Origin of the sequence: Sedimentitalea sp. XS_ASV28 (assembly GCF_041224545.1) — a bacterium.
Lineage (GTDB): Bacteria > Pseudomonadota > Alphaproteobacteria > Rhodobacterales > Rhodobacteraceae > Sedimentitalea.
The window spans coordinates 99,961-113,407 of record NZ_JBGFGP010000176.1 but is presented as its reverse complement, the minus strand read 5'-3'; the positions used below and the strand labels follow the sequence as shown (position 1 = coordinate 113,407).

Below are 13,447 nucleotides of genomic sequence, written 5' to 3'. Positions count from 1 at the left end.
CTTCTCATGCCGCCTTTTCAAGACACAGAAGCGCGCGAGGCGCGATTTTCCGGCCTGCGCACCATCCGGCGCGTCGCACCCTATCTCTGGCCACGTGATCAGGCCTGGGTCAAGCGGCGCGTGGTGCTGTCGCTGATCGTGCTGGTGCTGTCCAAGCTGATCGCGGTCTATACGCCGATCCTCTACAAGGGTGCGGTCGACAGCCTCGCGGGGGAGGGTGCGTCGACGCTGGCGCTCGGGGCGATCGGGCTGACGGTGGCATATGGCGTCGCGCGATTGATGAGCGTCGGCTTTCAGCAGATGCGCGACGCGGTTTTTGCCCCGGTGGGTCAACGCGCGTTGCGACGGCTGGCGCTCGAGACGTTCGAGCACATCCACCGGCTGTCGTTGCGCTACCATATCTCGCGCAAGACGGGCGGCTTGTCCCGGATCATCGAACGCGGGGTCAAAGGTGTCGAATTCCTGCTCCGCTTCCTGATCTTCAGCATCGGACCCCTGATCCTCGAACTGCTGCTGGTGGGGGTGATCCTGACCGTGCTGTTCGATGTCTGGTATCTGGTGATCGTCGCCGTCACCATCGTGCTTTATGTGGCGTTCACCTTTGCGGTGACCGAATGGCGCGTCAAGCTGCGCCGCCAGATGAACGACCAGGACACGGACGCCAATCAAAAGGCGATCGACAGCTTGCTGAACTATGAAACCGTCAAGTATTTCGGTGCCGAAGCCCGCGAGGCCGCGCGGTATGACGTGGCGATGAAGGGCTATGAAACGGCGGCGCTCAAGACCGCCTATTCGTTGGCTTTCCTGAATTTCGGTCAGTCCCTGCTGATCACCGGCGGGCTTGTCGGGGTGATGATCCTCGCGGCCCTCGGGGTGCAGGGGGGCAGCCTGACGGTGGGCGATTTCGTCATGGTCAATGCCTACATGATCCAGATCACCGTACCGTTGAACTTTCTCGGAACGGTCTATCGCGAAATCCGCCAGTCGCTTGTGGATATGGGCGAGATGTTCGACCTGCTGGAACAACCGGCCGAGATCACCGACAGGCCCGGTGCGCCGCCGCTGCGCGTGAATGGCGGCGAGATCAGGCTGACGGACGTGCATTTCGGATACGAGCCCAATCGCGAGATCCTCAAGGGGATCAACCTCACCGTTCCGGCGGGGAAAACGGTGGCCATCGTGGGGGCGACCGGGTCGGGCAAGTCCACCATCGGCAGGTTGCTGTTCCGGTTCTACGATGTGACCGGCGGCGCGCTCTCCATCGACGGGCAGGATATTCGCGATGTCACGCAAGACAGCCTGCACGCGGCGATCGGCGTGGTGCCGCAGGATACCGTGCTGTTCAACGACACGATCCGCTACAACATCGCCTATGGCCGCGATGGCGCCACGCAGGACGAGATCGAACAGGCCGCGCGCGACGCGCAGATCCACGATTTCATCGCGGGGCTTCCCGAGGGGTACGATACCGCCGTCGGCGAGCGGGGATTGAAACTGTCGGGTGGTGAAAAGCAGCGCGTGGGTATCGCCCGCACCTTGCTCAAGGATCCGCCGATCCTGTTGCTGGACGAGGCGACCAGCGCGCTGGACAGTGACACCGAACGCGAGATCAAGGATGCGTTGGACCGGGCAGGCGAAGGGCGCACGGTGATCACCATCGCGCATCGTCTGTCAACGATTGCCGAAGCCGACCAGATCGTCGTGCTGCACCAGGGCGAGATTGCCGAACTGGGCACGCATGATGAATTGCTCGCCCGCGACGGGCGCTATGCCAATCTGTGGAACCGGCAGCAGAACGATCGGGATGCCGCGTGATACGGTCGCATGGCGACGGCGCCGGGTTGATCCCCGATCAACCCCCGGGCCAATCGCGTCGCGCCTGTTCGTGACACGCGAGAGCGCCCCTATTCAGCGGCGCGCAGGGGCGGTGTGTCGCTCGACGCCGGCGTTCGGGTTTCCTCTGACGGTTTGACAGGCCCCTGTGGTGTGGCGTCGGGGTCGGCGACCTCGTCCCAGATGATTTCGTCCAGCCGGATCTTGCGCGCGGCGCGATCCAGTCGCATGTCGCGGGCGGTCTCGGTCTCCGTGCCGCCGGTGATCCGCACCAGCAGGTGGCCGATCCAGGACGCATAGGTCGAGAACCACACGCGCAGGGCCAGGAACGACGGCGTGACGATCAGCGTCAGAAACGTTGCAATCCCGAGGCCGAATACCACCGCAGTTGCCAGTTGCTTCCACCACAGCGCGGTCGGGCTGTTGATCGAGTAGCCGCCATTGATGAAATCAAGGCTCAGACCGAACATCATCGGTGCCAGACCCGCCATCGTGGTGATTGTCGTCAGCAAAACGGGCCGGATACGCGCTTCGGCGGTGCGGATGATAGCCTCGATGCGCGGCATGTACTGGCTGAATTCCTGATAGGTGTCGATCAGCACGATATTGTTGTTCACCACGATCCCGGCGAGCGCGACGATGCCGGTGCCGGTCATGATGATCGAGAACGGCTGCTGCATCACCATCATCCCGATCAGAACCCCCGTGGTCGACATGACCACCGCCATCAGCACCAGCACCGAGTTGTAGAAGCTGTTGAACTGCGCAAGCAGGATGATGAACATCAGGCCCAGGGCACCGAGGAACGCGTTCTGAAGGAAGGTGCTGGATTCCTCCTGTTCCTCCTGATCGCCGGTCCATTCCCAGTCGATACTGGCGGGAAGCGGGTTGGTTCCAAGCCATTCGGTGATTACGGCGATGCGTTCATTGGCATTCACGGGCACGAATTGCACGTCGCCCGAGGTCACCGCGCTGCGCAGGTCGTCAACGCGCACACCGTCGCCCAGTTGCACGATCTCGAACCGATCCCCGGATGCGTTTTCCAGCGTCGCGCCTTCCGAGATCATGCCGCCGTCCAGCGCCCGCACCAGCGCGCGGCGATCTTCGCCGCCGGTGTCGGCATCGCGGGCCACCACCTTGAACAGGGCGCTGCCCACATCGGCCTTGACGTCAAAGATGCGCTGCTGGTCGACGCGGTTGATTTCGGCCAGCTTCGCAACCGGTTTCCTGTTCACGAAGTTGCTCAGCGGCACCAGACCGTCGGCGGTGCGCACCTTCATCGAATCCAGTGTGCTCAGCACCCGGTCCTGTTCTGGCAGGCGCACGCGGATTTCGATCTCTTCGTCGCTGCTGTCGACCCGCATGGTGTCGAGCAGGATGCCGCGTGTGACCAGTTGCACCATGCCGCCGACCGTGGCCACATCCGCGCCATAGCGTCCGGCCTTTTCGACATCGACATCGATTTGCCAGTCGATCCCCGGCAGGGGCAGCGTATCCTCGACCTTGATCAGGCCGGGCAGGGTGTCGAAATAGGCGCGCGCGGTCTTGGTGGCGGCGGTCAGATCGGCCCAATCGTCGCCCTTCAGGCGCAGATGGATCGGTTTGCCCGAACCCGGACCCTGTTCCAGCGGCAGGATCTCTGCCTCGAATCCGGGAATTTTCGCCAGTTCGGCGTTCAACTGGTCGATCACGAAATCGCCGTCATAATCGGGCGCGGTCACGTCGCGTTCCAGCTTGCCAAAGAACCAGCTTTCGCGGGCGGTGGGGCGGTCTTCCCACGGGATGATCTCGAACTGGACCTGACCGACGGTGTCCTGCGGGCCTTGTTGTCCGGGGCCGGCGGTGTTGAGCCCGCCGCTGCCTGCAAAGGCAAAGACGTTGATCACCGCTGGATGGGCGCGGATCACCTCTTCGACCTGGCGTACCATCTCGTCGGTTTCCTGCAGCGAGAGGTTGCCACGCGCGCGCACGAAGACGCTGGCCTGTTCCGGTTCGGATTCGACAAAGAACTCTACGCCGCGCGAGTTGGCGGGGAACAGCACGACCGCGACATAGAACACGGCGGCAAAGACCGATGCGATGGCGACGATCGGCATGATCGGATTGCCGGCGATGAGTTTGATGAAACGGCCAAAGACGGTCAGGCGGTGGCCTGACCGTACCGTGCGCGGTGGCCGTTCGATGCGGGTGGCCCCAAGGGTGACAGAGGCCGCGAACGCCCCGAACAGGAACACCAGCGCACCAAAGAGCAAGCCCGCCATGCCATCGGTTCCCGCAGGCAGCAGGTAGGCGGGGTTCAGCACCTGCATCATCCCGATGAACATCGTGTACATCGCCACCGGCACCATCGCCGCACGCACGACCCAGGGCAGGCGGGCGCGCAAAGTATCCGAGATGCGGCCGAAAAGGCGGCTCATCCGTCCGGTGACGCCCCCCATGACCGGCAGATAGACCAATGCGACGATCAGCGATGCGGACAGCACGAAGATCAGTGTGACCGGCAGCATCCCCATGAATTCTCCGGGCACGCCGGGCCAGAACAGCATCGGCAGAAACGCACAGAGCGTCGTCGCCGTCGACGAGACGATGGGCCAGAACATCCGCTGCGCCGCCTCGACATAGGCGTGCATCGGGCCAACACCTTCCTTGATCCGCTTGTCGGCATATTCAACGACGACGATGGCGCCATCAACCAGCATGCCGACCGCGAGGATCAGCCCGAACATCACGATGTTCGAGATCGTCACGCCCATGATGGCCAGGAACATGAAACACAGCAGGAACGAGGTCGGGATCGCGAACCCCACGAGCAGCGCCGCCCGGCTTCCGAGCGCGCTCAGGACCACGATCATCACCAGCGCCACCGCCGTCAGCACCGAGCCTTCCAATTGGCTGACCATCGAGCCGACGACGCGGCTCTGATCATTGCTGGTGCCGACCTGCACCACGGCCTGCAATTCGGGCGGCCACTTTGCCTCGCTCTGCGCCAGCGTTTCCTTGACCAGCGCAACCGTGTCGATCAGATTGAAGCCCTTGCGCTTGACCACCTGCAGGGCAACCGTGCTTTCGCCATTGAAGCGGGCGGTTCCCTCGCGGTCCTCGAAGGTGAAATTGATCTCGGCCAGTTCACCCAGGGTCACCACGCGGTCGCCGTTGGTCTTGATCGGAAGGTTATAGACATCGCGCGGTTCGTCAAAGCTCGACGGGATCTTGACGCTGAACTTGCCCTCGGCGGTTTCCACTTCACCGGCCGCGATCAGCTGGTTGTTGTTCTGCACCACGTTGATCAGTTCGAGCGCGGTGATGTTGTAAGATTCCAGCCGCAGCGGATCGATCACGACTTCGAGCATCTCGTCGCGATTGCCGGCAATACCGGCTTCGAGAACCGCATCCAGAGCTTCAAGATCGTCCTGTAAAGATTTGGCAATGCGTGCCATTGTCCGTTCCGGAACCGCGCCCGTCAGGTTGACGATGACGATGGGGAATTCCGAAAAATTGATCTCGGTGATGCTGTATTGTTCGGCGCCGTCGGGGAATTCGGCCTGTGCCGAAATCATCGCGTCGCGCACGTCGGCCATGATCGCGGTCTTGTCCCAGCCAAAGTCGAACTCCAGCGCCACGCCCGCATAGCCTTCGGCGGCGGTGGCCGACATCTTGTCGAGCCCATCGAGATCGGCCAGCTCGGTTTCCATCGGCTTGACCAGCAGGCTTTCGGCGTCTTCCGCCGAAATGCCGGGAAACTGCACCGAGACGAAGAGCGCGGGAATCTCGATATCGGGCTCGCCTTCCTTGGGCAGGTTGGCATAGGCAAATCCGCCGATGATCAACGACAGCGCGATAAAGGCCAGCACCATGCGGGCCCGTTCAGAGGCCCAGGTGACGATTCCCCTCATTGCGCCGTCTCCCGATAGGCGGGTTTCACGAGAACGCCCTCGGTCACAAAGTCCTGGCCGACGACGATCACGTCGGTTTCATCCTCGAGTCCGCTGACCCAGATTCCATCGACCTCGTCGCGCAACAGACGAACCGGGCGGAAATCGACCGTGTTGTCCGCCAATACGATGCGCACGCCCAGTTGCCCGTCATTGTTCAGAGTCAGCGCCGAGGCGGGCAAGCGATGCGCCGAGGTTCCGTCCGCCGAAATGGCGATCGCGGCGGTCTGGCCGTCGCGGATGGACATGTCCGGATTGGGCGCCGTGATCTCGACCTCGAAGGTACGTGTCGTTGGGTCGGCGGAACGGCTGATGAACTCCACCGTGCCCTGCACGCGCCGCCCGTCGGTCAGTTCCGCGCCCGCCAGTGCTCCGAGCTCGATGCGATTGACATCGGCCTCGGGCACGTACCCGACCAGCTTGATCGGGTCGAGCTGGATCACTGTCGCGCACAGGCTGCCGGCCTGCATCAGGCTGCCCAGTTCTGCGGTATCGGATTCCAGCAGCCCGTCAAACGGCGCGCGGATGGTCAGGCGGTCGATTTCGCGCTCGGCCGCGGCAACGGCGGCCGCGGCGCTCTGGATGCCGGCCTGGGTGGTTTCCAGCCCGGACCTTGCCGCCGCGAGCCCGGCCTCGGCGGAGCGGACGGCGGCTTGGGTCGAGGCGAGCCGGGTTTCCGACGCGTAACCGCCCTTGGACAGTTTGTCCGCCGCGTTGTTGTTGATCAGTGCCTCTGACAAAAGCGCCTCGGCTTCGGCCAGACGGGCTTCGGTCTCCGGTTGGCGGGCCTTTGCTTCGCTCAGGCGCGCCCGCGCCTCGGCCAGGCTGGCTTCGCGGGTGCCCACGTCAAGCTGACACAGAATATCCGAAGCCTGCACGAACGTGCCCTTGGGCAGCGGATTGGAGACCACGGTCGCCGATGTTTCGGCGCGAACCTCGACCTGACGGTCGGCGGCCGTCTGGCCACGCAGGATCACCGAACTGTCGATCTGCTGCGCCATGCTGCGCAGAACCACGACGCCAACCGCGTCCGCTGCGTCGGCGACGGTAGAGTCATCACCCGACTGCGCCGTCTCGGTGGCATCGTTGCCCCTCGCAAATGCAAACAGTGCCTCGCGTTCGAACACGATCGCATAAAGCCCAAGCGTCACGAGGATGGCGGTGATGACGGGGATCAAACGCATCTTGCCTCTTTCCACTTCAATTGAATTGGCCAAAATCAAAACACCCGGAACGAATGGGCTTTCTGGCATATAGGCGCTTTTACTACTAAACTAACCAGTTCAGATCAAATTTTTTTCACAGGATGCACGGTGCGCGGCAGATTTGCGTCACAGCGGCCACTTGGCTTGTAGCGGTATGCAGGATAAGAGGGGGCCGTTGCCCGATATCCGGGCGGAACAAGGCCCCGCAAACGGGGTATCACCGGGCCGGACAACAGGGCCTAAGACAGGGCAAGGCATGAGCGACAGCGACAGTTTCATCGAAGAAGTGACAGAAGAGGTACGCCGCGACAGGTTGTTCCTGATGTTCCGTCGCTATGGCTGGATTGCAATTGCGCTGATCTTGCTGATTGTCGGTGGCGCGGCGTGGAACGAATACCGCAAGTCGCAGGAGCGCGCTTCTGCCGAGGCATTGGGCGACGGGATCATCGCGGCGCTGGCGGCCAATGATCCCGCCGAACGCGCGGCTGCGATGAAAGAGGTCACGGCGGATACCCCCGGCGGCGCGGCGGTGGTCGATTTCCTGATCGCGGCGGCAGAGGCGAATGCGGGCGACACCGCAGAGGCCGTGGCGCGGCTGAACCGGATCGCGACAAATGTCGATCTTGCCGAGGTCTACCGCCAGATTGCCAGTTTCAAGGCGCTGACCATGCAGGCCGACACCATGCCCGCCGCCGAGCGCCGGGTGCAGTTCGAGGCGCTCGCGCAGCCGGGCGCGCCGTTGCGACTGCTGGCCGAGGAACAATTGGCGCTGATCGAGGTGTCCGAGGACGATACCGATGCTGCGGTGACGCGGCTTCAGGCCATTCTAGACGACGCCGAGGCCACCCCGGACTTGCAACAGCGGGTCTCTCAGTTGATGGTGGCGCTTGGCGCGACACCGCAGGTCCCATCCCGTATCCAGGGGTGATCGCTTTTGGCGTCCGGGCACAGCAAGGGAAAGACAGGCAGGGATTTTAAGATGGCACCGTTTCGAGCATCCCGTTCCGGGTTGGCCCTGCTGGGCGTTTTGCTGATGACCGCAACCGCCTGTTCCGAAAAGGAACAGATTCTTCCCGGACAGCGCGAGGATATCCGCCCGCTCGGGGACGATGCGGTGGCGACCGCAGCCACGGTCGTCAATGAAAGCCGGCCGATCCGGCTGCCGTCGCAATCGGTCAACGCCTCGTGGGCGCAATCCTTTGGCACGCCGGCCTATCGCACCGCAAATGCCGCATTGCGCGCCGCGCCCCAGCGCGTCTGGTCGACCTCGGTCGGTTCCGGCAACAGTCGCAAGCAGCGCATCACCGCATCGCCCATCGTTGGCGGCGGGCTGATCTATACGCTCGACAGCGGTGCCCGCGTTTCCGCGGTTGCTCCGACCGGCGGGGTGGTCTGGAGTACGGACCTGATTCCGTCCAGCGACAAGGAAGGTCAGGCAACTGGCGGCGGCATGGCCTATGACAACGGCACGCTATACGTATCATCGGGATTCGGACGGCTGGCGGCGCTGGATGCCCGTACGGGGGCAACGCGCTGGATTCAGAAACTGGACTCGACCGGCAGTGGCATGCCGCTCGTGCGGGACGGGCTGGTGTATCTCGTCGCGGGGGACAACATCGCCTGGGCGATCAAGGCGTCGGACGGACGCGTCGCCTGGCAGATCGAGGCCAGCCCGAGTGTCACCAATGTGCTGGGCGCGCCGTCGCCGGTTCTCGCGGACGATTTCGTGGTGTTCGGTTTCGGGTCGGGTGACATCGTGGCGGCCTTCCGTCGCGGAGGTATCCGGCGCTGGAACGCAACGGTGGCCGGTCAGCGCACGGGCCGCGCGATCTCCAAGATCGGAGATGTGACGGGCGGACCGGTCGTGGTCGGAAACCGAGTTTATGCGGGCAACCATTCCGGTCGCATCGTCGCACTCGACGTTGCGGATGGCGAGCGTATCTGGACGGCGCGCGAGGGCGCGCTCGGGCCGGTCTGGCCGGCCGGAGACAGTATCTTCTCGGTCACCGACCAGAACAAGCTGGTGCGGATCAACGCGGCCGATGGCGGCGTGATCTGGGCCGTGGATCTGCCCAATTTCGTCAAGGACAAGCCCCGCAAACGGGGGGCAAGCTTTGCCAATTACGGCCCGGTCCTGGCGGGCGGGCGCATCATCGTTGCGTCTTCCGACGGTCAGTTGCGCTTTTTCAGCCCTGACAACGGGGTGCTGACCGCGTCGGTTCCGGTGCCCGGAGGCGCGAGCAGTTCGCCGGTGGTGGCGAACCGCACGCTCTACGTGATGGGCGGCGATGGTGAACTGCACGCTTTCCGTTGAGCGCCGGATGCGTTAAAGGGCGCATCTGATCCGGATCGAAAGCAGAAATCATGTCCTTCACCCTCGCCATCGTGGGCCGCCCGAATGTGGGCAAGTCCACATTGTTCAACCGCCTTGTGGGCAAGCGTCTCGCGCTGGTTGACGACACGCCGGGCGTCACGCGCGATCTGCGCGAAGGCGAGGCGCGGCTGGGTGATCTGCGGTTCACGGTGATCGATACCGCAGGGCTTGAGGACGCGACGGATGACAGCCTGCAGGGGCGGATGCGACGCCTGACGGAACGGGCGGTGGACATGGCCGACATCTGCCTGTTTATGATCGACGCGCGCACCGGGGTCACGCCGACGGATCAGGTCTTTGCCGAAATCCTGCGAAAACGCAGCGCACATGTCATCCTCGCCGCGAACAAGGCAGAAGGTGCGGCTGCGGATGCCGGGGTGATCGAGGCCTATGCGCTTGGCCTTGGTGAACCGATTCGGATGTCGGCGGAACACAACGAGGGACTCAACGATCTATATGCGCAGCTGATGCCGCTGGCGGATGGGTTTGCCGCACGTGCCGCGGCCGAGGCGCCGGTCACGGATGTCGAGCTCGATGAGGCCGGCGATGACATGGCGGTGCCGGTCCCGACGATGGACAAGCCGTTGCAGGTTGCGGTGGTCGGGAGACCGAACGCGGGCAAATCGACCCTCATCAACCGCATTCTCGGAGAAGACCGGCTGTTGACCGGTCCGGAGGCGGGAATCACCCGCGACGCGATTTCGCTGACCACCGAATGGGCCGGGACGCCGATGCGCATCTTTGACACCGCCGGTATGCGCAAAAAGGCGAAGGTGCAGGAGAAGCTCGAGAAACTCTCGGTCAGCGACGGGCTGAGGGCGGTCAAGTTCGCGGAGATCGTGGTTGTGTTGCTGGACGCGCAGATCCCGTTCGAACAGCAGGACTTGCGCATTGCCGACCTTGCCGAACGCGAAGGCCGGGCCGTCGTTGTTGCCGTAAACAAATGGGACGCAGAAGAGAACAAGCAGGAAAAGCTGCGCGATCTGCGAGAGGCGTTCGAACGCCTGTTGCCGCAATTGCGCGGTGCGCCGCTGGTCACCGTCAGCGCGCTGACGGGCAGGGGGCTGGACCGGTTGCATGCCGCGATCCTGCGCGCGCATGAGGTCTGGAACCGTCGCGTGCCGACCGCTGCGCTGAACCGCTGGCTTGCGGGCATGCTCGAACAACACCCGCCACCGGCCCCCCAGGGCAAGCGGATCAAGCTGCGCTACATGACCCAGGCCAAGACGCGGCCACCGGGTTTTGTGGTGATGTGCTCACACCCCGACAAGATGCCTGCCAGCTATTCGCGCTATCTCGTGAACGGTCTGCGCGAGGATTTCGACATGCCGGGCACGCCGATCCGTCTGCATATGCGGGGTCAGAGCGATCAGAACCCGTACAAGGGGCGCAAAAAGAGCGGTCCGAGCAAGCTGCGCAAGCATATTTCGGGCCGCAAGGCCTGATGCGCTGACGGACAAGACAGGTGGTCGCACATATCGTGGCGAGGCACGAATAAAGATGACAGGCAGAGGCTAGCTGCGCGCTCGAAATGAACGCAGGGGTTGAGCGTTTTCATTGTCGAAGGACCGAATACGTGGTATTTTCCATGTATTTAACAAAGGTTTTTCATGATGAAGCGGATAGCGGTTTTTTGCGACGGAACCTGGAATTCTCCGAGCCGGCTGGACTGGACCCACGTGGTCAACCTCTACAATGCGGTTGACCAGAAGCTGGACGTTCAGATTGCCCATTACTTTCCCGGGGTGGGCACTGAAACATCGAATGCCGGGTTCTTCGGCGGGCTGCTGAACCGGACCGGTGGCGGCGCGTTCGGTTGGGGGCTCGACCGAAATATCAAGCAGGCCTACGCCTATGTCTGCAAGGTCTATGAACCGGGCGACGAATTGCTGATATTCGGGTTCTCGCGCGGCGCATATACCGCCCGGTCGCTGGCCGGTATGATTCGAAAATGCGGCATTCTCGAGGATTACAGCGGCCCCGCACTGAGCGCTGCGTTCAAGCTCTACAAGAGCGCGGGAGACGATAATCGCCCGGATTCGCCGGGCGTCATGGCCAGACGCAAGCAGATATCGCCGCGTTTTGCCACGTCCGAAGCGGAACGCGTCGCGCGCAATGACGGCTCTGCCGTGGTCAGGATCAGCTATATCGGCGTCTGGGATACGGTTGGCTCGCTGGGCATTCCCCTGGCCCTGCTCGGCGGGATCGCGAGCCTCTGGAACCGGCGCTACGCCTTTCACGACACCGATCTGTCCAGCATGGTGAAGAGTGCGCGGCATGCGCTGGCATTGGACGAGAGGCGGGCCCTGTTCGAGCCTTCGCCGTGGAATAATCTGGATGACAGCGAGTCCGGCCCGGGGCTGAACAAGGGCGATACCTCGGACAACCGGCCATTTCAGCAACTCTGGTTCGTCGGCGATCATGGTATCATCGGCGGCACAGGTGACAGCGCGAGCCTCTCCGCGATCACCTTGCAGTGGATTGCCGAGGGGGCGCAGAAGGCGGGTCTCACCCTGCGCGCGGATGCCAATATTCCTGCTGTTCCGCCGAACCCGGTTGATGATGTTGCGGTCCTGCGAGACCCGTCGCCGATCTACAATATCTCGCCCGATCTGCTGGTCTGGCGGAACGGGCCGGAGAAACTCGCGGATGCATCGCCGACGGTAAAGCAACGTCTGGATGCGATGAACGGCTATCGCCCCCAGAGTCTGAAGCGCCTGTTCCCAGACCTGTACTGACCCGAATTACCGCTTTTCCGGTATTCGGATCAGACTTTTTGACTGCCCGTCGTAGCGCATGCCAACCCAGCCGGTTTTTGCCGTGCCGGTCGGTCGGGAAACCTGCCAATACGCGGATCTCAGGCAATTCCGCATATTTCGCAGTCATTCCGAAAAACAGCTTATCCGGACCCGAGCCGTCATTTCAATCAACTGACGTGGCTTTCCAGTTCAGCTGCCTCTGGCTGGTTTCGCTCTTCCTGAATGAAATGCGGGCTCTTGAGCAATCTTTCAATCAGGCGCTTTGCTTTCTTTCCCTCTGCAACGGGGCGTGCCGGTTGTTGATCGAATGAGCGGTATTTTTCCGGAATGGGCATTCCTTCACGGTCTCTGAACAGGCCTTGCCTGAGATGATCCCGCGAAAAGCTGCAAAGGAGCATGCTTTCGACATGCATCCCGTCGACCTCCAGGATTTCGTGATTTTCAAACAAGAGATGGATATAAGTGACAGCGTCCCGGGGCGCGTCGGCGGCGATACCGTCAACAGCACACAGCTTTCTGGCGGCGACAAGAACTTCTTCGTTGTCGAACATGCGCCTGGCCACGATTGAACGAACGACAACACGGTGCTGCGGAGAGAGGGTAACGTCTGATTTCGGACTGTCTGGTGCAAGCGCATTCGCGCCAATCCGGATCGGCAATTGATTTGGGTTCCTGACCAGCTCCGCGGGAGTGACCTGGCGCTCGCCGATCCAGAGAACGGGTTGATAGCCATTGTCCAGCGTCCAGACCAGATCGCCGATTTCAAGTTCGTGGGCCGGAACCTTGCCACGTATGGTTTCGACGTTGCAGGTTTCAGTCAGGCAAAGAACCGCATCGCCGGGGGTCAGGGTATTGATCGTCAGGTTCCCCAGGATGTCCCATTGATAGCTCTCTCCGGGTGCAAGATCCCTAAAGTCCATCATGGCCGTGGATGTCGCGTCTGCGGCGGCCCCTTGGGTGGGGACGATCGGGGGCAATGAGGCGGGACTGAAAAAGTCCAGAACACCCCCATCTGGGGAGGTGTCGGTCAGGGCAATTCCACTGCCTTCATTGAAATCGCTGGTGCTGCTCTTCAAGCCGACGGGAATAACGTAAATTGTGTAAAACGCATTGTTTGGATCGGGCGTGCCGGTCAGGCTGGAAAGTGTGACTTCGCCACCGGGAATTCCCGCATTTGTGTGCAGCACCCCGGTATGCCGGTAAACGCTAACAACAAAATCAGCCGGATCTTCATCTGGACCAAGCACGACTTCGACGTATTCGCCGCCACCAACACCTCCGCCGCCTCTGAAGTTGAGTTCAGAAATGAATGCCATGAGCGTTATTCAAATTCCATATATTCGA

The 13,447-nt window shown here is 62.3% G+C and carries 8 protein-coding genes; 5 read left to right on the top strand and 3 right to left on the bottom strand.

Annotated elements, in window-relative coordinates; all coding sequences use genetic code 11:
• The first annotated feature begins 6 nt into the window (after positions 1–6).
• Positions 7–1,815: an ABC transporter ATP-binding protein/permease gene (locus tag AB9K34_RS22380; RefSeq protein ID WP_369956850.1), complete on the top strand. Its 1,809-nt coding sequence runs from the start codon at positions 7–9 to the stop codon at positions 1,813–1,815.
• A gap of 89 nt (positions 1,816–1,904) precedes the next feature.
• On the opposite strand, the gene AB9K34_RS22375 is transcribed toward AB9K34_RS22380, so the two are convergent.
• The gene (locus tag AB9K34_RS22375; RefSeq protein WP_369956849.1) at positions 1,905–5,726 is read right to left on the bottom strand and encodes an efflux RND transporter permease subunit; all 3,822 of its coding nucleotides are present in this window, start codon (positions 5,724–5,726) and stop codon (positions 1,905–1,907) included.
• Complete coding sequence (locus AB9K34_RS22370) at positions 5,723–6,949, bottom strand: efflux RND transporter periplasmic adaptor subunit (protein WP_369956848.1); 1,227 nt, start codon at positions 6,947–6,949, stop codon at positions 5,723–5,725. Before AB9K34_RS22370 ends, AB9K34_RS22375 begins: the two co-directional genes overlap by 4 nt.
• Positions 6,950–7,226: 277 nt before the next feature.
• Here AB9K34_RS22370 and AB9K34_RS22365 point away from each other — a divergent pair, with 277 nt between their 5' ends.
• The 4 genes from AB9K34_RS22365 to AB9K34_RS22350 all read left to right on the top strand — a co-directional run bounded on the left by AB9K34_RS22365 (position 7,227) and on the right by AB9K34_RS22350 (position 12,082).
• Positions 7,227–7,898 carry a tetratricopeptide repeat protein gene (locus tag AB9K34_RS22365; RefSeq protein WP_369956846.1) on the top strand — a complete coding sequence of 224 codons (672 nt, stop codon included), beginning with the start codon at positions 7,227–7,229 and terminating at the stop codon, positions 7,896–7,898.
• Positions 7,899–7,949: 51 nt separating this feature from the next.
• Entirely contained in the window at positions 7,950–9,284 is a 1,335-nt protein-coding gene (locus AB9K34_RS22360; RefSeq protein ID WP_369956844.1) for a PQQ-binding-like beta-propeller repeat protein, read from the top strand.
• A 50-nt stretch (positions 9,285–9,334) separates the two neighbouring features.
• On the top strand, positions 9,335–10,789 hold the full coding sequence (der, locus tag AB9K34_RS22355; protein WP_369956843.1) for a ribosome biogenesis GTPase Der: 1,455 nt from the start codon (positions 9,335–9,337) through the stop codon (positions 10,787–10,789).
• Positions 10,790–10,954: 165 nt separating this feature from the next.
• Entirely contained in the window at positions 10,955–12,082 is a 1,128-nt protein-coding gene (locus AB9K34_RS22350) for a DUF2235 domain-containing protein (protein WP_369956841.1), read from the top strand.
• A gap of 188 nt (positions 12,083–12,270) precedes the next feature.
• Here the strand turns inward: AB9K34_RS22350 and AB9K34_RS22345 are convergent, their stop codons facing one another.
• Positions 12,271–13,419, bottom strand: coding sequence for a Hint domain-containing protein (locus AB9K34_RS22345; protein ID WP_369956840.1), 1,149 nt, complete (start codon positions 13,417–13,419; stop codon positions 12,271–12,273).
• Positions 13,420–13,447: the final 28 nt, after the last annotated feature.

What these genes read in the sequence shown, in the direction of transcription:
- AB9K34_RS22360 (WP_369956844.1), top strand. Translation starts at nt 7,950, where the DNA reads ATGGCACCGTTTCGAGCATCCCGTTCCGGGTTGGCCCTGCTGGGCGTT.
- AB9K34_RS22365 (WP_369956846.1), top strand. Translation starts at nt 7,227, where the DNA reads ATGAGCGACAGCGACAGTTTCATCGAAGAAGTGACAGAAGAGGTACGC.
- AB9K34_RS22370 (WP_369956848.1), bottom strand. Translation starts at nt 6,949, where the DNA reads ATGCGTTTGATCCCCGTCATCACCGCCATCCTCGTGACGCTTGGGCTT.
- der (WP_369956843.1), top strand. Translation starts at nt 9,335, where the DNA reads ATGTCCTTCACCCTCGCCATCGTGGGCCGCCCGAATGTGGGCAAGTCC.
- AB9K34_RS22345 (WP_369956840.1), bottom strand. Translation starts at nt 13,419, where the DNA reads ATGGCATTCATTTCTGAACTCAACTTCAGAGGCGGCGGAGGTGTTGGT.
- AB9K34_RS22375 (WP_369956849.1), bottom strand. Translation starts at nt 5,726, where the DNA reads ATGAGGGGAATCGTCACCTGGGCCTCTGAACGGGCCCGCATGGTGCTG.
- AB9K34_RS22350 (WP_369956841.1), top strand. Translation starts at nt 10,955, where the DNA reads ATGATGAAGCGGATAGCGGTTTTTTGCGACGGAACCTGGAATTCTCCG.
- AB9K34_RS22380 (WP_369956850.1), top strand. Translation starts at nt 7, where the DNA reads ATGCCGCCTTTTCAAGACACAGAAGCGCGCGAGGCGCGATTTTCCGGC.